Here is a 19,698-nt window from a genome sequence, read left to right on the forward strand (position 1 = left end):
CGGCACCCGAAGCATTCCGGATGCATTATCTCGGTCAAACGAAAGCAGCGCTGAAGCTCGCTGGGTAGGTTTTGCTCGGACAATGAGATTAATCGACCAATAGTTCGTCAATTGTCATCTGGATAATTGGATTTCGTATTGCCTTTAATCCCTGGCGTTTACGTTGGCTGATGTAGCCCAACAATGCTCCGTACCTAAATTTACTTCGAATAGGCCAACAATCGAAAGTGCCGCACTTCCACGAAGAGCCTCCGACCATCTGGGCCGGTCAAATTAGGCAAGCGAAACTTTGAACGGCAACTTTGCAAAGTCAGCTTTCTGCGTAAAGCCGCCGTTAGCAACGACAGTTGCTGCAATCGCGGCGAATGTCAGCTCAGTGGCCACCTGCTCAATGCCCGCTTCGGTTTGCATGAAGATCGCGGCTGGGAATATTTCTACAAATAGCCGCGTCGCGCCATGTTTTGGGCTCAGAAGCCTCTCTGATTTTTTCCGGGAAATCGCGCCAAATTGTCCGAAAACCGCCGCGCCGCTAAATCAGTTCTTTGTATTCGTACTTTTTACCAAGCGGTTGTCTCGGCACGCAGCTTCGGGCAATACAAAACACACTGGTGGATGTAATGGTAGATACACAAAGCAGATATCAGATCAAAGCCTTGATATTGAATAATTTATCTTAGCTAAATGGTGCCCGGGGGCGGTGTTCTATTCCCGTTACAGGCACTTCTTCAGCCGGTCTCTCCAGCAAAACAAGGGGTATGCGACGGGCTGTGTCGCTGTCAACAGGCACCATATGGTCTACGGAATGGTCTACGGCTGCTGTGAGGGTCCCTCAGCGACTCTCGGAGGATCAATGCGGTTCCCGGGGGCGGAATCGAACCACCGACACGAGGATTTTCAACTCATACCAAGAGTATTGTTTTTATTGAATAAATTCTCAGACTCTGGGGGTAACGAGGATAAATTGTTCTCGTCTCTACCCCCAAAAGTGCCCCCAATTTCAAATGCTTCAGTTATCAACAGGTTACGTGTGTGAAAGTGAGACAACCGCGAGACAAAGTGGTACTCTGGTACCTATATGAAAGAGTATAAGTTTCGTGCCTGGGACAAAGACAACCAGGAAATGTCATCGGTATTCAGAATTGGTGACGACCAAAGAGAGATATACAGCGACCTTCATGTCGTGATGCAGTTTGCGGACATCAAAGACAGCGACGGCACCGAAATCTTTGAAGGCGACATATTGGAGTTCGCCGATAAGTGGGAGTGGTACCGATGCCAGTACGGTATCAAAATGATGTTCGCGCGGGCAAACGACCAAGAGCGATATGAGCAGTTGAAGGCTCAATATGAAGCCGAACCAATGGAGCGTCGCGCCATAGAGCTACCCAATGACTACGAATGGCTCCTGTCGAGCGAGATTCAAACTTATTGGAAGGTCATCGGGAACATCTACGAAAACCCCGAATTGCTCCAAAATCCCGAGACAAAATAGAGACAACGACCAAATGGCCGTTTTGTCTTGTTTGGAAAACTGTTTATTTTCTGAGGTTTAAGTGGTGCCCGGGGGCGGAATCGAACCACCGACACGAGGATTTTCAATCCACTGCTCTACCCCTGAGCTACCCGGGCACGGATACGGCTTTTGCCGTTGGGTGGAGGCGTTCTATGACTTGCTACTGGCAGTGTCCAGAGGCTTTTTTACATTTTTTCAATGTGGGCGCGGCATCTCAGTTTCAGGTGAAGAAACATCCTGTTCAACGTCTTCTTCACGCTGCGAAGGAACCGCGTAAGACCCGTTCAGCCACTTGGCCAAATCAATGTCTGCACAGCGTTTCGAACAAAAAGGACGGAATTGAGACACCGTTGGTTCGTGACAGATCGGACAGCTCATTTCAGCACTTCCGCAAGGGAAATCCGGCCGCGTTTGCGTTGCAACTCATAGTGACCCAACGGGGTCCATCCTGCCAGAATCGTCTCGATCGGATCAGACTTGAATGCAGATCGCAAAGCGGCTTCGAAACCGCGCCGGTCTTTCTTGGGCATTGGAGCGAGGTCGAGCGTGATCTGCCCCCCCAACCCACGGACACGCAATGCACGTGGCAGTGCTTTTGCGCAGGCGAAATTGGCCTTGGTTCCGGCGGCCATCGAGGTGTCTGAACCCGTGTTTACATCTACGGCCACCAGGGCGCGGGTGGGCTGGATATAGATGTGTCCGCCCCCGGCCAATGGTTCTGATATTCCGCCCGCCTGATCCAATGCATCCAAGACACCATGCGCCTCAAAGGCGCCAGGCTCGGTGACGACCTCGGCCGGGTCGGTCCAGTCGCGCCAGGCCAAAACATGCGGCCCATCACCTGCGAGCAGAACCTCAGGCTCGGTACCGGGATCGTTCATCACAGCATCGGCATGAGCCAGCATGACGCCGATATCCTCGGCAATCTCTTGGGCATTCTCGCCCTGACAGCAGGACCGCAGGATCAACCCGTGTTCGCTGCCTGCCATGGCCTCATGTGCGATTTCCAGCAAGCGGTCGCGTTCATCCTCATCCCGGATACTGCGCGATATATTCAGGCCCGGTGCATCCGGAGTGACAATCGCAAAGCGGCTTTTGAACAGCACGCGATCCGTCACCGGCAGCGCCTTTCCGGGTTCGACAAAACCGGTCACCTGGACCAGCTTAAGCTCTCCGGGGGCCAATCCTTTGACCTGTCGCAAAAAGGCCTGGCCGTCCGGCGTGGCCAGAAACATCCCGCCCTGCCCCTTGACCGGGCGATCCGCCCGCGCCCGGTAGATAGTACCGGGTGCCGGGGCTTCGGAAGCAATCAGGAAATCGTCAAGCTTTCCGTCCACCATCAACGCCGCGGCCTCGCGGTTGTTGATGTGGTCTAAAACGATGGTACGCCCCTTCATAGTGCCTCGCGATACAAAGGATAGCCGATGCCCTGCAGCAATCCGGCGGTCTCGGATAATGGTAGGCCCACGATGCCCGTAAACGATCCGGAAATCCATGGGATGAAGGCTCCTGCAGGCCCTTGGATCGCATATGCACCGGCTTTACCCTGCCAGTCACCCGTCGCCAGATAGGCATTGATCTCAACATCCGACAGGCGCTTGACCTTGACCTGAGAAACGACGTCGCGTTGCAATACACGCTCTCCGCGGCGAACAGCGACCGAAGTGATCACCCGGTGCCGCCGCCCGGACAGAGCGTGCAGAAACTCGGCCGCCTGACCTGCATCTTCGGGTTTTCCCAGGATGCGCCGGCCCAGCGCAACCGTGGTGTCCGCACACAGCGTGACATCATCGCTTTCGGCGGGAACTGCTTGCACTTTGGCGCGCGTGATCCGGTGGCAATAAGGCACCGGCAACTCACCCTTCAAAGGCGTTTCGTCAATGTCAGGGGCACGGATGGCGTCGGGCTGTACGCCAAGCTGCGCCAGCAGGTCCAGCCGCCTTGGGCTGCCCGATCCAAGAATAAACGCCATGTGTCGGGCGTTACTTAAAGCGATAGTTGATCCGACCTTTGGTCAGATCGTAGGGGGTCATCTCGACTTGAACTTTGTCGCCAGCCAGAACACGGATGCGGTTCTTGCGCATCTTGCCTGCCGTATGTGCGATGATCTCATGGCCGTTTTCCAGCTCGACCCGAAACGTCGCATTAGGCAGGAGTTCCTTCACGACACCGGGAAATTCGAGCGTATCTTCCTTGGCCATGTTGTCTCCATAATTACGTTGCACCCGCAGAATCTACGGGGATGTGCGCCTAAATGAGCCTATTTGGGGCTTATTTCAAGGGCGTATTCACCTAAAGAGAGGATATTGTGACTGTTTCGACTCGACCGCACTGCTCGTCCCAATGGGCGCGGTTCAACACATGGCCATCCCGGCGCACATTGGCGATCGTAGTCAAGTCGACGTCGGCATAGGTCCAGCCAGGTTGGTTCAGCGCTCCCTCTGCTAACACTCCGGTCGCGGGAAAACCCTTGTCAGGTGGACCAAAAACACCGCCCGCTCCTGTATTCATATCCACCGCATCGGACCATTCGTTTTTTCCCACGAGAGACGCCATGACCGTAACACATTGGTTTTCCAGCGCACGCGACATAGCCCCGATGCGGACACGCCAGTATCCTGCCAACGCCTCGGTGCATGAGGGAACCAGGATTATATCCGCCTCACTTAGGGCTCTGCCCAGCAGGGGGAATTCACTGTCATAGCAGATCAGGATTCCGATTTTTCCAAGTGGGGTATCAAACAATTTCAGTGGTCCGCCCGGCGCGATATCCCAGTCTTCGCGTTCAAAGCGGGTCATGATCTGTTTGTCCTGATGGTCAAACGTCCCGTTCGGAGCGTAGAGCTCAGCCCGGTTTACCGGACAGCCTGACCCGTCAATCACCGGAGCGGATGCACCCAGGATGTAGGTCTCATGCTCTTGAGCCAGACGCGAATGCAGGGCCTGCACGTCCCCCATCCGATCTGAAACAGCACGGATCGAGCGTTCCAGATCACCCGCTACTTCGGCCCCGTCCAAAGTCGACAATTCCATCGCGCCATACTCGGGGAAAACGAGAAGATCTGCCCCCTGCCCTGCGGCATCCGAGACCCAGCGGGCCAGCTTATCTTCATACTGCGCCCAGTTTTCGAGCCAGTCGAGGTTATAGGCGGCGGAGGCAAGTCTCATGGGGCATTCCTTGCAGTCTTAACTCGGCTGAAATCTAAGTGTGCGTTCGTGGACTGTATAGCCCAACTGTGACACATTGAATTTAGGACAGCTAGTTCATTTGTAAGCCCATGGCATACGAACTTCAGCACTGGTAAATGAGAGCAAGAAAATTGAGGATTTTCCAGTGATGCATTTTAGAATCCTTTGCTTGGTTTTAGGAACAACGTGCTTATCTGTGCCCGCGCTTGCGGACTGTTTTGATACGCCAACATGGCACGACGAACCGCTTACTCAGTTGTTTTTGGATGGTTTGGGTGATGGCAAAGAGCAAGACGTTAGACGAGCCAGTTTGACCATGTTGCTTATGTCCAAAGAACCCGCCCGCGAACAGCGGGATGAGTTAAAGTTCTATTTGATGCGGACGGCATTAATGCAATTCGATGGCGACAAAGGGGCGCTCAGGAAGAAACTGCAAGATGGTTCGCTTTATGATGTCATTCAACTGACTGACTTCTCCCGTTCGAACCCGAGGGATCAAAGCAGGATCATCTCCGCTTACTGGTTAAACGGGTGCGTCGAGGAAGCGCTTGAATTACTTGCCTCGACGAACAACTCGCTGACAAGCCAATACTATATGCCAATAGCCACCGGAGATGCCGAGTTACTTCGCAGCCTAGCGCAACGCCTGGAGCCGGGCGGATACCATCAAAAAAGACTAATTACTTTTGCAAAGCTGCTTGAGAGCCCGGACACCAAAGAAGAAACTCTTCAAGAGTTTTTGGATTATCTGGAGTCGGAAAGAACAGGTGCCGAGTCAGAGGATTGGATTGACAGCACTGGAGTAAAGGTTGCTCTGAACGTAATCCGAGGCGAGCAACTGGACCTGGAGCTGTTACCGACTGAACCTGTCTATGACCCGGTCGAACTAGAGCTCAGCGGTATGCGATTCTCAGCCTTTGTCGCATGGATGGGCGCCGCTGGATTTTGCGAAGCGACTTGGAAAACATCTTTTGTCCTTCTAGGCACGCCAGCCAAAAGCATGCCCTTCAATCGCGAGCTTCTTGAAGCGTCTGTGATCAGGTGCGTAGAAAATCATGATGGATGAGGGCCGGTAGACGTTGATTTCGGCTTTCTCCGCACAGCGGGCAAAACCACCTACAAATCCCTGATCCAGAATTGCAAAGGCTTCAATGTCTCGCCTTCTTCACCGATATCCCTCCACGAAAACTGCGCAATAGCGCCGGGCAACGGCTCATACTTCCGCGCGCTCCAAAAAGCATCCAGCGGGCGGTAGGTATCAGGCCGCATCGGGTGATCGGTCGTGCGTTGCACACCGCAAAAGGCGCATTTCGTGAAGCCAAAGCTGCGCGCATGGGCTTCGCGCAAGTCAAAGAACCTATGCCCCACGCCCTGCCCGCGATAGTTGGGCAGCAAGACGGATTCCGCGCAGTAGAAGATCTGGGACAAGTCCAGCCCAGAGCCATCGAAGGCCGCCGCGAAATCGGCGGCATGGTCGGCTAGCGGGGCGCCGGTCGATGCGCCGATCAGACGATCCCCGTCAAAGGCACCAACAACGATGGATCTGTCGCTGTCACGGTAGGATTGCAGGTATTTCCGCTCGTATTCCAGATCGCCGCCATAAAGATACGGCCATGCCCGAAACACCTCGATCCGCAAGCGAGCGACGTCATCCAGAGCCGCCTCAAGCGCCGCCCCGGTCAAGGCGCGAACACCTGTGACCTCAGCCATTCGAGACCTGCTTGGTCCAGTCGGCCAGGTTGTAAAAGGTGGTGACCCGCGTGATCTTGCCATCCTTCAGGTCAAAGAATGACCCGGCTGGTAGGCGGTAGGTCTGCCCGCGTGCTTTGGGCAGGCCTTCATCCGTCTCAAGATAGGTGCCGTTCACGATGAATTCAGCGGCGGCACGGGTACCGCCCTCGGCCGCGAACACAACGATATCGGTGAGGTTCTCGCGATAGCAGCGGTTCATGTGGTCACAAAAAGCTGCGAATTTCTCTTTGCCCACTCGTATCTGCCCTTCGTTCACATGATGGGCTACGTCGTCGGACAAACAGGCCAGCATGCCGGTTACGTCCCCAGCGTTGAAGGCTTTGAAATAGGTTTTGACGGTTTCGTTCATGGTCACTCCGTTGGTTCACCCCAGCGGTCCTTCAGATGCTGAATGATCTGATCGCGGGTCTGTCGGTAGTGATGTAACTTTTCCTCGCGGCTTTCGCCCAGCCCGGTAGGGTCCATTATTGGCCAATAATCGACATCCAGATGAAAAACCCGCGTCAAATCCAGCGCACGGCGCTGGCTGGCCGGCGACAGCGCTACAATCAGATCGAACGAGCTGAGGTCGTCGCCCCATTCCTGCATTTCATCAAACGACCGGGACCGGTGACGTGAAAGCTCGACGTCGATTTCATGACAGACCGAAATGCAAAAGCCATCGATCTCAAGATCGTTGTGCACCCCGGCGGATTGCACATAGGTGCCGGTGCCATAAAACTTCTTCATGATGCCTTCGGCCATCGGAGATCGGACCGAATTGTGGTCGCAACAGAACAAGATGGACTGCGGCAGAGACGTCACCCGTCACCCCCCGAAATGCAATACGCAGATCAACGTGAACAGGCGACGGGCTGTGTCTGAATCAACTTCGGCCTTGCCTTCCAGACGTTCCTGCAACACCCGACTGCCTTCGTTGTGGATACCGCGCCGGGCCATGTCGATGGTTTCGATCTGGCTGGGCGGCAAAGTCTTTACGGCGTCGAAATAGCTTTCACAGATCTGGAAGTAGTCCTTGACCACCTGCCTGAATGGTCCAAGGGACAGATGGAACTCGGCCGCTTTTTCTTCGGCTTCGGTGGCAATGTCGAAGACCAAACGCTTGTCACGGATCGAGAGCTGCACATGATACGGCCCTTCCGGAACCACACGATCATCGCGTTTGGGCAGCGCGAAAGCGTTATCCTCAAGCAGATCATAGATTGCCACCTTGCGCTCCTGCTCGATCTCGGGAGTCGGCGGGGGCAAGTTTCTATCATCCAGTTCGATGTGCGAAATTCGGGTCATGGTCGTTTGGTCCGTTCAGGTCGGGACAGACTTATCCCAATGGAAATAAATGGGCAACGCAGTGACCGCCCGTCCGACGAAAATCGTCAAAGCGGGTGTTCGGACGGATCTATTCCGTGTTTGCGCAACAGCGTATCGACCAGTGAACCAGAGTTGATTTGGCGGCCAAGAAAGATCTTTCGGAACCAGGATCCAAAAAAATGGACAGACATCTGTTGGTCCCACTTCAGAAAATCCAGTTTGGAAAGGTCGGGGTCATTCCAAAGGCCGCGATATCGCAATGGGATAGGATAGAGGACCGACCTGTGCACAGCCATCTCATGCTCTGGTGTGCCATACAGAAAATGAAACAGCATGGGCGGACCAAAGCTGAAAATTGGCAGGCTCCAATAGGTCGACCCGTTGAACATCTGGCGGTAGGTTTCCCTATGTTCTTGTGTCCACCATGGCGGCACCAGATCGCTGTCAAAAGCATATTTGCACATGGCCTGCAGCCCCGGACTGTCGCCGGGCAACGCAAGTACACCGTTCATGATCCGTTGTTTCTTGAGGTTCGCATTCGGAAAAAGATACCCGTTCTTTGTCTCGAATGGCCGGACCGCATAAGCATCCGCATCGGCCCAGATATAGTTGGTTTTTTGCATCAACTGCAGACGGAAAAGATCTGCATGAACGGCCACGGATCGGGTTATCGGATCGCGGTAGATCTCGGGAGTATCATAAATTTCGCGGGCATCGCGCGGCTCGATATAATCCGGAATGTCTTCAAGATCGCCATAGTGATAGACGATTGGCTTCTGGTCGACATCGGCGAAGGACTTCAGGCACAGATGTTCCAAAAAGCTAAAGCGCTTACCGATCCAGAGGGTCGCCACACGTTCCAAATCAACCTCCTTTAGATCCGGTCGCACATAAAGAGCGCCGCAATTTGCCCCTTGATTTCAAGCCCTATCGGGGAAAATCGGATGAGGTAATTGCAGGTGTGACCCTCTGACCATAGGTGATCAACCGTTCAATCGTTTCAACCGTGCGGTCACGGACAGCCCGTGCGCCTCGAGGCTTTCCGACTGCGCAAGTTGCTCTGCCGCTGGCCCGATTGCCCGCAGGGCTTCGGGTGTCATCTGGCTGAGCGTCGTGCGTTTCAGGAAATCCATCACACTCAGACCGGAAGAAAAACGCGCCGACCGGGCGGTGGGTAGGACGTGATTAGGCCCACCAACATAATCCCCGATTGCCTCGGGCGTGTACTGACCAAGAAAGATTGCACCTGCGTGAATTGTCTTTTCGCTCAGAGCGACGGGATCTGCGACGCATAGCTCAAGGTGTTCCGGGGCAATTCGGTTCGACAGAGAGGCTGCCTCATCCAGACTGCCCACAGTGATCACCGCACCAAAATCGCGCCAACTGGCCCCGGCTATGGCCCGGCGTTGCAGGGTTTCAAGACGTTTTTCCACGGCTTGCGCCACGGCCCGTCCAAAATCGGCGCTATCCGTGATCAGGATCGACTGAGCACTTTCGTCATGTTCTGCCTGGCTGAGTAGATCCAGTGCAATCCAGTCGGGGTCGTTGTCTTTGTCAGCAATAACCAGAATCTCGGACGGTCCCGCAATCATGTCTATACCGACCTTACCAAAGACTCTGCGTTTGGCGGCAGCAACAAAAGCGTTTCCGGGGCCTGTGATCTTGTCCACCGCTGCGATGGTATCTGTTCCATAGGCCAGTGCCGCAATCGCCTGCGCCCCGCCGATGCGATAGACCGTAGTCACGCCTGACAGGTGCGCGGCCAAAAGGACCAGAGGGTTCGCCTGACCGTCTGGTGTGGGCACGGCGATGGCCAGACGCTCGACCCCTGCGACATTGGCCGGGATCGCGTTCATCAGAACCGACGACGGATACGAGGCCAGCCCTCCCGGCACATACAGCCCCGCCGCAGACACTGCGGACCAGCGCCAGCCAAGGGTCGCCCCGGCCTCATCCGTCCATTGGTGATCGGCGGGCATCTGTTTCTCGTGATAGGCCCGGATGCGTTCGGCTGCCAGTTCGAGCGCCTGACGATCCGCGTCCGAGACCTGCGCAATGGCGACGTCGATTTCCTCTGCCGAAAAGGCCAGCGTATCCGGTGTCAGCTCTAACCGGTCGAATTTGGCCGTCAGTTCGATTACCGCCTCATCCCCACGGACCCGCACATCGTCAATGATCTGCGCGACGATGGCATCCACATCCGGGCTGTCTTCGCGCTTGGCCGACAGCAGGGTCTGAAAAGCCGCGTCAAACTCGGGCGACGTGGTGTCTAGAAAAACGGGCATGATCTGGCACTCCGTGGTGTTTCACCGGGTCATATCGCCGGGATGGGCTGTCCTCAACCCTCAGTCCACCGGGTGCAGCGATTTGCGCATCTCAAAACAGGATATGCTTTTGCGCGCCGCGCAGCCGCCAGTCGGTTTCCAGCCATGCCGGATATAAAACGCCTGGGCCGTCCGTGTCCCCTCAAGCTGTGCCTCGGTGCAACCGGCAGCGGCCAGTTCCTGTTCCAGCCGGGCCAACAACGCGCTTCCCACCCCAAGACCGGTATGAGCCGGGTCGATATAGAGCAGCGTGATCTCGCCGCCCTCACGCAATCCGCCGACAGCCGCAACCTGACCTGCGCGCTCGGCCAGCCAAATCTGCGCTCCGGCCTTGATCCAACCCCGAATGGTCTCCGGGTCTTTATTGGCGGTCCATTCCGCAACGGCCTGTGGATCATCGCCATGATCCGCCCGGCACAGCTGCGTGATCGAACGGATTAGTACGCGGCTTAAATCAAAGACATCAAACACGGTCGCGCGGCGCAACATCAGACCAGCGGGTGGTCCTGAGAAGGCCTGCGCGATACCGCGCTTATTCTGCATGATGCGGTGCTTGCCCCGACGGCGCCTGATACGGGCGGGTCACATCTTTGAGCGTGACGTCTATTGCCTCGACCGACAGGCGGATCGCGCCATCACCGGCCAATGTCAGCAAAATCTGACCCGCGCCGTCTTCGCCGGGTTCAAAATCGACCGAAAGCAAGGACATCACCAAATCCTTCTCGCTACGGTCGATACCCTGGCTGGCCACGGTTAGAACGGAAGCGAACACCAGCACAGACTGCACCCTTTCGAATGGACGGCCCCGGCGCGTGGCCGCATCCTTGTCCTCCCAGCGAAAACGGTTCAGCAACAGGCCAAAGCGGCGCTGCGACGGGTGCCAGGTCATTTCGGATACTGGGAACACCGCATCCTGTGTCAAAGTCGAGATCACCTGAAGGTCATCCCCATCCTCTGCACCCAGATTCAGTGGAGCCTCACGCCCATCGTGGAAACTTGCGTCTGTCATTGGTCTTTGATCCGTTCAATTTTGGCGCCCACGCCTTCCAGCTTGCGCACAACATGCTCATACCCACGATCCAGATGATAGACCCTGCTGACAGTTGTTTCACCTTCAGCAGCCAGCCCCGCCAGTATCAGCGAAACCGAAGCGCGCAGATCTGTCGCCATAACCGGTGCGCCCTTCAGACGTTCGACACCAGTCACGGTTGCCGTGCCACCGTGAACTTCGATATTCGCGCCCATCCGCACCAATTCGGGGGCGTGCATGAAACGGTTCTCGAAAATGCGTTCTTCGAGCACCGAGGTACCTTCGGCCGTGCACATCAGCGCCATCATCTGGGCCTGCAGGTCGGTCGGAAAACCCGGGAACGGCTCGGTCACGACATCCACGGCTTTGACACGCCCGTTCTTGCGGGCGACCAAAAGACCGTTTGCTGTTTCCGAGACATTCACGCCCGCCGCATCCAGTTTCCCGGCAAATGATTCCACCAGAGACATCCGCCCGCCCAACAGTTCGACTTCTCCACCACAAATCGCCGGCGCCAGCATATAGGTGCCCAGCTCGATCCGGTCAGTGACTACTTGATGGGTGGCGCCATGCAACCGGTCTACGCCTTGAATTTCGATGGTCGGCGTGCCTTCACCGGAAATCTGGGCACCCATCTTCCTCAGACACTCGACCAAATCGACGATTTCAGGTTCGCGCGCCGCGTTCTTCAGAACCGTTGTGCCTTTGGCCAGCGTGGCCGCCATGACAATGTTCTCGGTCGCGCCCACGGATGCAAATCGCATCTCATGCACGGCACCTTTCAACCCGCCCACAGCTTTGGCATGCAGATACCCGTCCTTAAGCTCAATCTCAGCGCCCAGCGCCTCGAGCCCTTCGACGTGCAGATCCATCGGACGCGCGCCGATTGCACAGCCTCCGGGCAGCGAGACGACTGCCTGCCCGAACCGCGCCAGCAAAGGACCCAGCACAAGGTTTGACGCGCGCATCTTTCGCACGATGTCATAGTCCGCCGTCTGACTGGTCAGGTCGTGGCTGGACATTGCGATCACCTGACCATCCTGCAATGACGACACCTCGGCCCCCAAGGACTGCAGCAAAGCCGTCATCGTCTTGATGTCGCTCAGCCGAGGCGCATTGGTCAGCGTCAGCGGTTCTTCGCTGAGCAAGGTCGCCGGCATCAGCGTCAGACACGCGTTTTTTGCCCCTGCAATCGGTATCTGACCTTTGAGCGGCCCGTTGCCTGTCACCAGAATCGAATCCATCTGCTCTTATCCCTCGTCTTTGTCGGCTTTGCCGTTCTGGGTTGCCCGCGCCTTAGCCTGCGCCTTACGCCGCGCCATATTCGCCTTGAGCGCCGCTTTCAGCCGCTCTTCGCGCACATCGCCGGATCTGCCGTGTTTTTTAGGTGTATTTTTTTCTGCCATAACCTTTCTCTACAGGAGGCGAAAAAAACCGTCCAGACACCCTTGCGCCGCGTTTCGTTTGAGTCTAATCACCCGCCCACAGCGCTGCTGTAGCTCAGAGGTAGAGCACTCCCTTGGTAATGGGCGGGTCCATTCCAAGTTTGTTTGTTCGAACAATGAGTTAGTGGAGCGTGGTGGAAATTAGTAGGGTATTAGTAGGGCGTTTTTCCCGGTGCCCTGAAGTGGATAGGCTGCTGTAGCTCAGAGGTAGAGCACTCCCTTGGTAAGGGAGAGGTCGAGAGTTCAATTCTCTCCAGCAGCACCATCTCGCTTTTGCGACCTGAAATTCCATCCAACACCTTGAAAGGAAAGGAAATTTCGGGAGTTCGATAACCCTTATTTCGGCTATACTGAAGAGGCTCCACGAAGGCCAAACGGAGCACCGTTTGACGGGTGGCATAGTCACCATTTTTGTAAATATTCCAAGGACTTGCTAGGAATTTAAGCGATAGTTCGATAAATTCCTCCAGCCGTCCCTTGGGCGGCAGCGCAGAGGTCTCTTTTTCGGCCAGCACGAATTTCTCACGCTCAAGCTTCGTCAGACGCGTTTCGTAAGCGCTGATCACGCTGGGGCTAGTCGCCTCCACAATGCGATCCAGGAGGCTTTCAATCTGCTTCTCAACCGTTTTGAGCTGGCGCTTGATTTCACCTTGGGATGCCGCAACGGACTGGAGGCGAGCATTCCACGCATCCTCAAACATCACGCGAGCAAGCGTGAAGAGCTGCTTCGTCGGCTGCATGGATTTGAGGATATCGGCAAAGCCATCTTCGACCTTGGCGCGCGGGATCGACTTCCGTTTGGACGGACAGCCGCGCGTGTCGCACAAATAATAAGGGTAGTGCTTACGGCAGCCCTTGGACCAACAAGCAGTCATCGGCTTGCCGCAGTCATCACAGTGCACGAAGCCTCGTAGCGGGAAGTCTTCGTTGAAATCCTTCCGCGCAGCAGGTCGCGCGCGGCCAGCGAGTGCCTCTTGGACACGTTCGAACGTTTCGAAGCTGATCAATCCCTCATGCTCTCCCTTGCGGACAGAGACACCCCACTTGGGAGCTTCAACATATCCAGCGTAGACAACTTTCTTCAGTAGTCGCGAGACCGTCATCGGACGGAGCCGCCCGTCAGGAAAGTCTTTCGGGAAGTGCGGGCATCGCTCGAAGAAGCGCTGTACTTCGGCTTGCGAGGCGAAACGACCAGTCGCAAAGCCCTCCAGGGCCTCTCGGACAGTCGAGGCAAGCGGTTCATCGGGGACGAGAACCTTGCCGCCACCGCCTTTGGCCGAGACATATTTATAGCCGACTGGAGCGCGGAAAACCCAAAACCCGTTTTCAACTCGCGCCTTCATCTTCTGCATGACTTGTCGGCGGTTTTGTTCTCGCTCAAGTTCACCTTGAGCAGCAATAATGGTCTCAATGAATTTCCCTTCGGGTGTATCTTCGAATTTGAAATTCAGACATTCCACCAGTGCGCCGCGCGCCTTGAAGGCTTGGCGCAGCTTAATGTGCATTTCGGTCTCACGCGCAAAGCGCTTGAGATCATCAAAGATCACCACGTAATTTTTGTCAGGCTGGGCATCGAGGTAGCTTAGAAGTGCTACCATTCCTGGACGTTTCATGAAGTCGCCGCCCCCCGATGCGTCATCGGGGAAGACGGCTTCGACTTCATATCCACGCTCGACAGCGTAGGCACGGCAACGTTGTTCCTGGCTCTCCAGACCGCCGCCATCCAGCTTTTGCTTGGTCGAGGACACCCGGCAATAAATTACCGCTTTGAGTTGGGTGCCCTCCATTTTCTGTTCATGTTTCATTGGAACTCCTTTTTCTGGCGGGCCGCGATCACGTATCATCGCTGGCACGCTCGAATTTCTTGCTCAAAGTGTCTACAGGCTTGGATTCATTAGAATCCTTGTTGCCTTGCGCATCAAGCACTTGCTGGGGTTTTCCACAGACTTCTTGCGCCGGATGGACGCCAAAGCCGAGGTCCACGAAGGCGACGATGATGCTCCAGAGCGCCTGCATGATCTCTTCTTTCTGCGCGTCAGTCAGAGAAGGATCATCAAGATAGGCCTGATACTTCGCGGTATCGATCTCCAGACTTGGCTTTGCTGCCGCATCTAGCGTGATGCGAACGTCCTGGCCTCCATCGTGTTCATCCATGGCCGCACCCTCCTTTCCAGTATCAGGCGTGCGTGAGCTCTCACCCGCTGCTCGCGGATGTGCATCATTTCCGTCATGCCCTTGAGGTGCCCCATGCTGAACAGCGGAGGCGGAAAGCAGAGCGCCATTCGAGACGCTTTCTCCTACTTTCATTTTATCATCAATCGGGCGTGCTCCGCAAATTTCTGCGCTTTCGCGGTTGGTGATCGTTTCAAGTTTCATGTCATTCTCCTTTTTGCTGGTTTCGGTTTTCAGACGTTCGGGCGGTGGCCTTCGATGAAGCTCCACATCCCGTTTTGGTATTGAGGCAGATCAGCGAGCGCCGATGGCACGGCTTCGGTGATCACCTTGAGGGATCGCTTTTTGCAGAAGCGACCAGGCACTTTGACCACGCCAAGATCGCGGTCGAAGTACGGGTTTGGCCCATAGAGGCCGGAGTAACGCGGCATGGCGAAGTACGGGCTTTTGTCCGCCAGGAAGGGCGGGATGCCGTAGCCCGAGGCCATGACAAGCGATTGCTTGTGACTCATCCCGAGGATTTCTTCGGGCGTCATGAGTGCGCGCGCCTGCTTGCGCTTGTGCCCACGCTCATAATCCAGCGCCTTCATCGCAAGTCCCGTACGAATGGCACCGCCCTTGTTCCCAAAGAGCGCATCGTGCATCGCCACGCGCATCTCGCGTTGCGCACGGTGCTGGGTGAGATGATCGTCCAGCTCCAGCGTCTGGTTGCCGAGCTTGGCGCTCAAATGTCGCGCGGTTTCCAAATCCGAGATACCGCCCCCGAGATAGACTTCGATGTCGGCACTGGCCGAGAGCGTCATTGCACCCGTAGGCCCGAGGTTGTTTCGGATTTGCCCGATGTCTTGGTAGACGCAGACAGGGCAAAGTCCGAAGCCGCGCCCAATCGAGTAGAACTCGGCAATCTCGGGGAAGCGCCCGAGCTGGGCCGCTTCATCAATCACCAGATTGAGCGTCGGCGCATCGGGTCGCATTTGCTTGAGCGTGCGCAGCGTCGAGAAGAACTGGCGAATGACGGCCGCATTCTGCTCCGTCATCTCCGGCGGCATGACGAAGAAGACAAAGACGGGATCGCTGCTGTTCTCGCAGAGAACATCCAGCGTGAAGTCGGCCTCGCTGCTTCGAACGAGCGCGGCTTGAAGACGCGGATCGTTCATGAAGGCCAAAGCGTTGCTGATCCCGCCCATGACAGAGTCGAAGGTGCGGCGGCTCTCTGCTGCCATATCCAGCATCTCGTCGTAGGTGATGCGAAGATCGCCTTCTCCGAGGGCGCTCATGACCGAAGCCGTCTCTTCCCAGGCTTCGGGGTATGAGCGCACCATGCCGATCAACTCATAGAGCGAGGTCGGAGAGACTCCGCCGTCCAGATGCACTAGGCCGCGCATAAGAGCATCGAGCCAGTTTTGGCCCTTCTGATCGAAGAACTGTGAATCTCCGCCGCCGCTTTCGGGCAGGAAGGTTCGCGCCGCACGGCGGCAGTCCGCAACGAGGCGCGGGCTGTCGGGGCTCAAGTGGCTCAGAAGAGAGAGCCGATTTCCCTGCACGCCATGGGTGAAGTACGGGTTGATCTCGTACACACGCGCTTTGATTGATGCGAAGTACGGCTCCATCACCGCACGCAGCTCGCGCTTGGGATCGAAGATCGCGTAACGCGCAGGCTCGTCGCCACGACCAGGCGCATCCATTAGGTGCGCAAGGACACTCGTGAACTTGCCCGAGCCAGCGCCGCCGATCAGCAGCATTCCCGTGTTCTTCGCGTGGAAGAGCTTGCGCCCATTGTAGAAACCAAAGGGCACGCCGCCTTTCGCTTTGAAGGCGCTGTGGATTTCGAGGCTTTGCGCAAACCGCGCCGAGCCAAAGGGGTATTGTTCCTCAAATCGCATGAGGGTCTCCTTTCATTTTGAGTTTCAGGTTTGGGGTGGGATGGCGGCTTTTAAAGAGCCGCCATCCCGTTGGTCGGATCAGCCACCGATGAAGATACCGATGATCACCATGATGACGATGAATCCGGCGAGCCCTTCGAGGAACTCTTTCACTTTGTCCCCGAAGGTTTTGACCTTCTGGCGGTGAACGATTTTTCCGACTTCGCGTTCAATGATCTTAGGCATTTGATTTCCTTTCATGTTTCGTTTCAGTTTTGATGTCTGGCCACTTCAGTGCAGCCAGCCAGATTGCTTTCAAATCAGTCGATAGGCGATGTAGACACCTGCGACTGTCAGCCCTGCGATGATCGCAGCACGTGCTGCGAAGAACGTCAGGGGCCAGGTCAAAATCATCCAGACAACCATGATGAAATCGACCATCTCAGGCCCGTAGCTTCGTCGAGACAGTTCCCAGACGTATGGAGCCGTGAACTCGTGGAATGGAGGGCTGACAACGATGGAAACCATCGCGGCGGCGCATGTTGCAAAGCCGCCCTTAAGGTCTTCACCGGGGCCTCGGCCTCCTTGGCCTGGGTGGTAAGGTGGTTGGTACATTTTCGCGTATTCCTTTCTGACTGTTGCGCGGTCGAGGCCGCAGTTTTCCGTTCGCTGAAAGCGGTGCTTTCAGCGTGGCTTGGTTGTTTCTGTGGGCTTGCTGTTCGGGTGCGATCTTCAGGTGAGCCTTGTGAAGCGCACCACTTGTTCTAGGATCGTAGCCAGATCATTACATCGGGCTCAGCTGCCATGGTTCATCCGTTCGTTCATCGTCTTCTCCTTTCTCCGTTCGAGGCCGCTTGTTGCGCGCCGCTGTTTCAACTGAACCCAATCTAAGCCAATGAGCAAAATTGAAGAGGGGAAGGTTGTTCCCCTGAGTTTAGTCCATAAAAATAAGGGTGATGAGCGCACCAGTACTGATGGCATTTCGCTGCCAGTAAGCCCGCCAGGCCTTGTCCAAGCGGACAGGATGCTTGGCTACTTCCCAACCAGCCTCAAAGAGTACTATCGGCGGGCGCTGATGGAGTACAAAGAAGCAAACGGCATCGGTAACCAGAAGCTGCGCGATTTGATCATGGAGCCCGAGGATACAGAGCTCCGGCAGCGGGAGAAGTCCGACAGGACTAGGGAGATAATCTCGTACGCACGAGATACCCGTCTCACGCTCGATGATCTCAAGAAATGGTTTGGTGCTAGATCATCCCACCATATCGGTGATGCCAAATTCGCCTTTATCAACCGCTTTGCACAGCAAGTATTGATCGAAGGAGGCTTTGACGGGTTCGAAGTGCGCTACAATAAGGAACGTACAAACTTCCACCGACAGGCGCTCAGAGATATCTTTGCCTCAGGCTATCTGAGCGAGCCCGTTGCTCAAATCCTCGATGGAACCGCGCCACACATGCTGATCCATTCTTTGACAGCGGAATTCGGCGTCCCGTTTCCAACTTGTCTGATCATGTGCGGCGGCTTTTACGGAGGCATTGCACCGCTAACAATTGTATTTTCGGACGTTGCAGCCATACGCAAAGCGCCCAACGCTTTCCATGAAGAATTTTTTATGTCTCTTGAGAAGAGCCGATTCCCAATAGTCTTGCGCGGTTATTCTATCGTCACTGCAAATGAATATTCAGGAGCGCTTCAAGGGCGTGATTTGGTCAATGCGCGTTTTGTTCTCACTAATGAAGATGTGCATGACTATGGTGACGAGCGCTTTCCTTACTCAAGGATAATTGCCGATGGACGAATAGATGTAACCAAGGACGAGAATGGAATTGTCACGGCTTACAGCATGACCATCGATACGACTGAATTTCCGCCAGAGGTATCCAACAAGGTAGAGCTGAAGAAGGTGCAGCGCTTCGACGGGTCATCTTTCGACGGAGCGTCACGCCGACTCACCGCTGATCTTGTGAGGAGCAATCCGCATCTTGAGGCCATCGCGAAAAAGTTCAGTGCGGGGTATCACTGAAAATGAGGACCGCGCCCGCCAAGAACGATAGTACGCGCAAGCAAGAGCCCCCTGACATCTTTAGAGCAGCGAGGGATGATGACCTATACGAACTGCGTATGGCATTAGAGGATGGACAGTCTCTTCGAACCAGTCAGCCAAGCACCGCTCTGACGCCGATTCACGTTGCGGCAATGCGTGGCAGCGTTTCGTTTCTCAAGGTGGCTATGGAGCAAGATGCAGGATCATCCTGGCTTCAAGATGCACAGCTACGCACGCCGTTTGACCATGCAGCTTCGAGAAGAGATCGTCAGTCAATGGCATACCTGCACAACGCGATGTACCCGTCAGCAACTTTGCCCATTCCCGATGAGCAGTGAGCCAACATGTCAGACGGTGAGTCCTTGATCCACTATGCGGTACTACCACGCTGCCCCTCTTGTAGGCGGATAGAATAGCGCCGAACGCAAGCTGTGCGTGGTACTACCACGCTGCTTGGCAAGGGGTCCCGCTGCGCGCCCCCGTTGCATCCCCCCGGCCTGTGGCTCGGATCAGGGCATGAACCCTTCTCAGAGCCAGTAGAACGTGTGGCCGTTCAATCACCACCATGTTCATGGAGACCAACCCTTCGCGGCTTGGATGCACGCCATTTCATGGAGACGATTTCATCGAGACCAGGAAGGGATCATTTCATAGCTGCCCTTACCTTGGAACCTTCCCATCGAGCCATGGGGCTATCGCGCCCCCTGACAACCCACTCGTTGGACTTGGAGACGTGCCTCTCCACCAACACCGAACCATGCACAAACGACTGCCCGTTTGACCACCAATCAGGGGAGCGTTCCTGCTCCCACCGATACCCCCATGATCATTTCATGGAGACGACTTCATCGAGACCAGGAAGGAAGCATTTCATAGGTACCCTTTCCTTGGAACCATCCCATCGACCACGGAGCCTTCGAGCCCCATTGGCACCCTGACCAACCCTGCGCGGATTGGATGCCGCCAGCGCATCGGCGCTGAACCCAATCATGGGGCCTGTCGCCGCCCCCTGAACCCAGCTCGCAGGGCTTGGAGAACGCTACTTCTCCACCTGCA

General features: G+C 55.7%; 23 protein-coding genes, 2 tRNA genes and 1 pseudogene. 4 read left to right on the top strand and 22 right to left on the bottom strand.

Going from position 1 to position 19,698, the window contains the following annotated elements; genetic code table 11:
• Positions 1-273 precede the first annotated feature (273 nt).
• Complete coding sequence (locus AC2FIZ_RS16600) at positions 274-411, bottom strand: hypothetical protein (protein WP_281995681.1); 138 nt, start codon at positions 409-411, stop codon at positions 274-276.
• A 664-nt stretch (positions 412-1,075) separates the two neighbouring features.
• Between AC2FIZ_RS16600 and AC2FIZ_RS16605 the strand changes: the two genes are divergently transcribed.
• Complete coding sequence (locus AC2FIZ_RS16605) at positions 1,076-1,492, top strand: YopX family protein (RefSeq protein ID WP_496791354.1); 417 nt, start codon at positions 1,076-1,078, stop codon at positions 1,490-1,492.
• Between the two features lie 62 nt (positions 1,493-1,554).
• Here the strand turns inward: AC2FIZ_RS16605 and AC2FIZ_RS16610 are convergent.
• From AC2FIZ_RS16610 to AC2FIZ_RS16635, 6 genes are all read right to left on the bottom strand, one after another.
• A tRNA-Phe gene (locus AC2FIZ_RS16610) sits at positions 1,555-1,629 on the bottom strand.
• Positions 1,630-1,708: 79 nt separating this feature from the next.
• Positions 1,709-1,891 carry a DNA gyrase inhibitor YacG gene (locus AC2FIZ_RS16615; RefSeq protein ID WP_281973621.1) on the bottom strand — a complete coding sequence of 61 codons (183 nt, stop codon included), beginning with the start codon at positions 1,889-1,891 and terminating at the stop codon, positions 1,709-1,711.
• On the bottom strand, positions 1,888-2,910 hold the full coding sequence (locus AC2FIZ_RS16620) for a ribonuclease E/G (protein ID WP_142639006.1): 1,023 nt from the start codon (positions 2,908-2,910) through the stop codon (positions 1,888-1,890). Before AC2FIZ_RS16620 ends, AC2FIZ_RS16615 begins: the two co-directional genes overlap by 4 nt.
• Complete coding sequence (locus AC2FIZ_RS16625; protein WP_281995646.1) at positions 2,907-3,485, bottom strand: Maf family protein; 579 nt, start codon at positions 3,483-3,485, stop codon at positions 2,907-2,909. Before AC2FIZ_RS16625 ends, AC2FIZ_RS16620 begins: the two co-directional genes overlap by 4 nt.
• Positions 3,486-3,495: 10 nt before the next feature.
• Positions 3,496-3,714, bottom strand: coding sequence for a translation initiation factor IF-1 (infA, locus tag AC2FIZ_RS16630; RefSeq protein WP_005978431.1), 219 nt, complete (start codon positions 3,712-3,714; stop codon positions 3,496-3,498).
• A 91-nt stretch (positions 3,715-3,805) separates the two neighbouring features.
• Positions 3,806-4,681 carry a carbon-nitrogen hydrolase family protein gene (locus tag AC2FIZ_RS16635; RefSeq protein ID WP_281995645.1) on the bottom strand — a complete coding sequence of 292 codons (876 nt, stop codon included), beginning with the start codon at positions 4,679-4,681 and terminating at the stop codon, positions 3,806-3,808.
• A 169-nt stretch (positions 4,682-4,850) separates the two neighbouring features.
• On the opposite strand from AC2FIZ_RS16635, the gene AC2FIZ_RS16640 reads away from it, so the two are divergent.
• Entirely contained in the window at positions 4,851-5,768 is a 918-nt protein-coding gene (locus tag AC2FIZ_RS16640; protein ID WP_496791356.1) for a hypothetical protein, read from the top strand.
• 50 nt (positions 5,769-5,818) lie between these two features.
• On the opposite strand, the gene AC2FIZ_RS16645 is transcribed toward AC2FIZ_RS16640, so the two are convergent.
• The 10 genes from AC2FIZ_RS16645 to AC2FIZ_RS16690 form a co-directional block, all read right to left on the bottom strand.
• Positions 5,819-6,412, bottom strand: coding sequence for a GNAT family N-acetyltransferase (locus AC2FIZ_RS16645; protein ID WP_281995643.1), 594 nt, complete (start codon positions 6,410-6,412; stop codon positions 5,819-5,821).
• Complete coding sequence (locus tag AC2FIZ_RS16650; RefSeq protein WP_282027868.1) at positions 6,405-6,803, bottom strand: ketosteroid isomerase-related protein; 399 nt, start codon at positions 6,801-6,803, stop codon at positions 6,405-6,407. Before AC2FIZ_RS16650 ends, AC2FIZ_RS16645 begins: the two co-directional genes overlap by 8 nt.
• Before the next feature lie 2 nt (positions 6,804-6,805).
• Positions 6,806-7,258, bottom strand: a complete 453-nt coding sequence (locus tag AC2FIZ_RS16655) for an arsenate-mycothiol transferase ArsC (RefSeq protein WP_142639018.1) — start codon at positions 7,256-7,258, stop codon at positions 6,806-6,808.
• 3 nt (positions 7,259-7,261) lie between these two features.
• Positions 7,262-7,741 carry a UPF0262 family protein gene (locus AC2FIZ_RS16660; protein ID WP_142639020.1) on the bottom strand — a complete coding sequence of 160 codons (480 nt, stop codon included), beginning with the start codon at positions 7,739-7,741 and terminating at the stop codon, positions 7,262-7,264.
• Positions 7,742-7,827: 86 nt separating this feature from the next.
• Positions 7,828-8,625: a hypothetical protein gene (locus AC2FIZ_RS16665; protein WP_282027869.1), complete on the bottom strand. Its 798-nt coding sequence runs from the start codon at positions 8,623-8,625 to the stop codon at positions 7,828-7,830.
• A gap of 120 nt (positions 8,626-8,745) precedes the next feature.
• Positions 8,746-10,047 carry a histidinol dehydrogenase gene (gene hisD, locus AC2FIZ_RS16670; protein ID WP_281973615.1) on the bottom strand — a complete coding sequence of 434 codons (1,302 nt, stop codon included), beginning with the start codon at positions 10,045-10,047 and terminating at the stop codon, positions 8,746-8,748.
• A 60-nt stretch (positions 10,048-10,107) separates the two neighbouring features.
• Entirely contained in the window at positions 10,108-10,629 is a 522-nt protein-coding gene (locus tag AC2FIZ_RS16675) for a GNAT family N-acetyltransferase (RefSeq protein ID WP_281973614.1), read from the bottom strand.
• Complete coding sequence (locus AC2FIZ_RS16680; protein ID WP_281973613.1) at positions 10,619-11,095, bottom strand: DUF2948 family protein; 477 nt, start codon at positions 11,093-11,095, stop codon at positions 10,619-10,621. The genes AC2FIZ_RS16675 and AC2FIZ_RS16680 overlap by 11 nt, the downstream gene beginning before the upstream one ends.
• Positions 11,092-12,360 (bottom strand): UDP-N-acetylglucosamine 1-carboxyvinyltransferase, encoded by a 1,269-nt coding sequence (murA, locus tag AC2FIZ_RS16685; RefSeq protein ID WP_281973612.1) that lies wholly within the window; start codon positions 12,358-12,360, stop codon positions 11,092-11,094. The genes AC2FIZ_RS16680 and murA overlap by 4 nt, the downstream gene beginning before the upstream one ends.
• Before the next feature lie 6 nt (positions 12,361-12,366).
• Positions 12,367-12,522, bottom strand: a complete 156-nt coding sequence (locus tag AC2FIZ_RS16690; RefSeq protein WP_185956727.1) for a hypothetical protein — start codon at positions 12,520-12,522, stop codon at positions 12,367-12,369.
• Positions 12,523-12,751: 229 nt separating this feature from the next.
• On the opposite strand from AC2FIZ_RS16690, the gene AC2FIZ_RS16695 reads away from it, so the two are divergent.
• Positions 12,752-12,826 (top strand) — tRNA-Thr (locus AC2FIZ_RS16695).
• Between the two features lie 550 nt (positions 12,827-13,376).
• Here the strand turns inward: AC2FIZ_RS16695 and AC2FIZ_RS16700 are convergent.
• The 5 genes and pseudogenes from AC2FIZ_RS16700 to AC2FIZ_RS16720 all read right to left on the bottom strand — a co-directional run.
• A pseudogene (locus tag AC2FIZ_RS16700) lies at positions 13,377-14,405 on the bottom strand (recombinase family protein); the annotation flags it as partial.
• Complete coding sequence (locus AC2FIZ_RS16705; protein WP_496791357.1) at positions 14,395-14,937, bottom strand: hypothetical protein; 543 nt, start codon at positions 14,935-14,937, stop codon at positions 14,395-14,397. The pseudogene AC2FIZ_RS16700 and the gene AC2FIZ_RS16705, both read right to left, overlap by 11 nt.
• 29 nt (positions 14,938-14,966) lie before the next feature.
• Positions 14,967-16,616: a type IV secretory system conjugative DNA transfer family protein gene (locus tag AC2FIZ_RS16710; protein ID WP_496791359.1), complete on the bottom strand. Its 1,650-nt coding sequence runs from the start codon at positions 16,614-16,616 to the stop codon at positions 14,967-14,969.
• Between the two features lie 78 nt (positions 16,617-16,694).
• Entirely contained in the window at positions 16,695-16,841 is a 147-nt protein-coding gene (locus AC2FIZ_RS16715) for a hypothetical protein (RefSeq protein ID WP_496791360.1), read from the bottom strand.
• Between the two features lie 69 nt (positions 16,842-16,910).
• A complete protein-coding gene (locus tag AC2FIZ_RS16720; protein WP_496791361.1) occupies positions 16,911-17,210 on the bottom strand; it encodes a hypothetical protein in 300 nt (99 codons plus the stop codon).
• Positions 17,211-17,490: 280 nt separating this feature from the next.
• Here AC2FIZ_RS16720 and AC2FIZ_RS16725 point away from each other — a divergent pair, with 280 nt between their 5' ends.
• Positions 17,491-18,621, top strand: a complete 1,131-nt coding sequence (locus AC2FIZ_RS16725) for a hypothetical protein (RefSeq protein WP_496791362.1) — start codon at positions 17,491-17,493, stop codon at positions 18,619-18,621.
• Positions 18,622-19,698 lie beyond the last annotated feature (1,077 nt).

This window comes from Ruegeria sp. CDSB022, assembly GCF_059611145.1.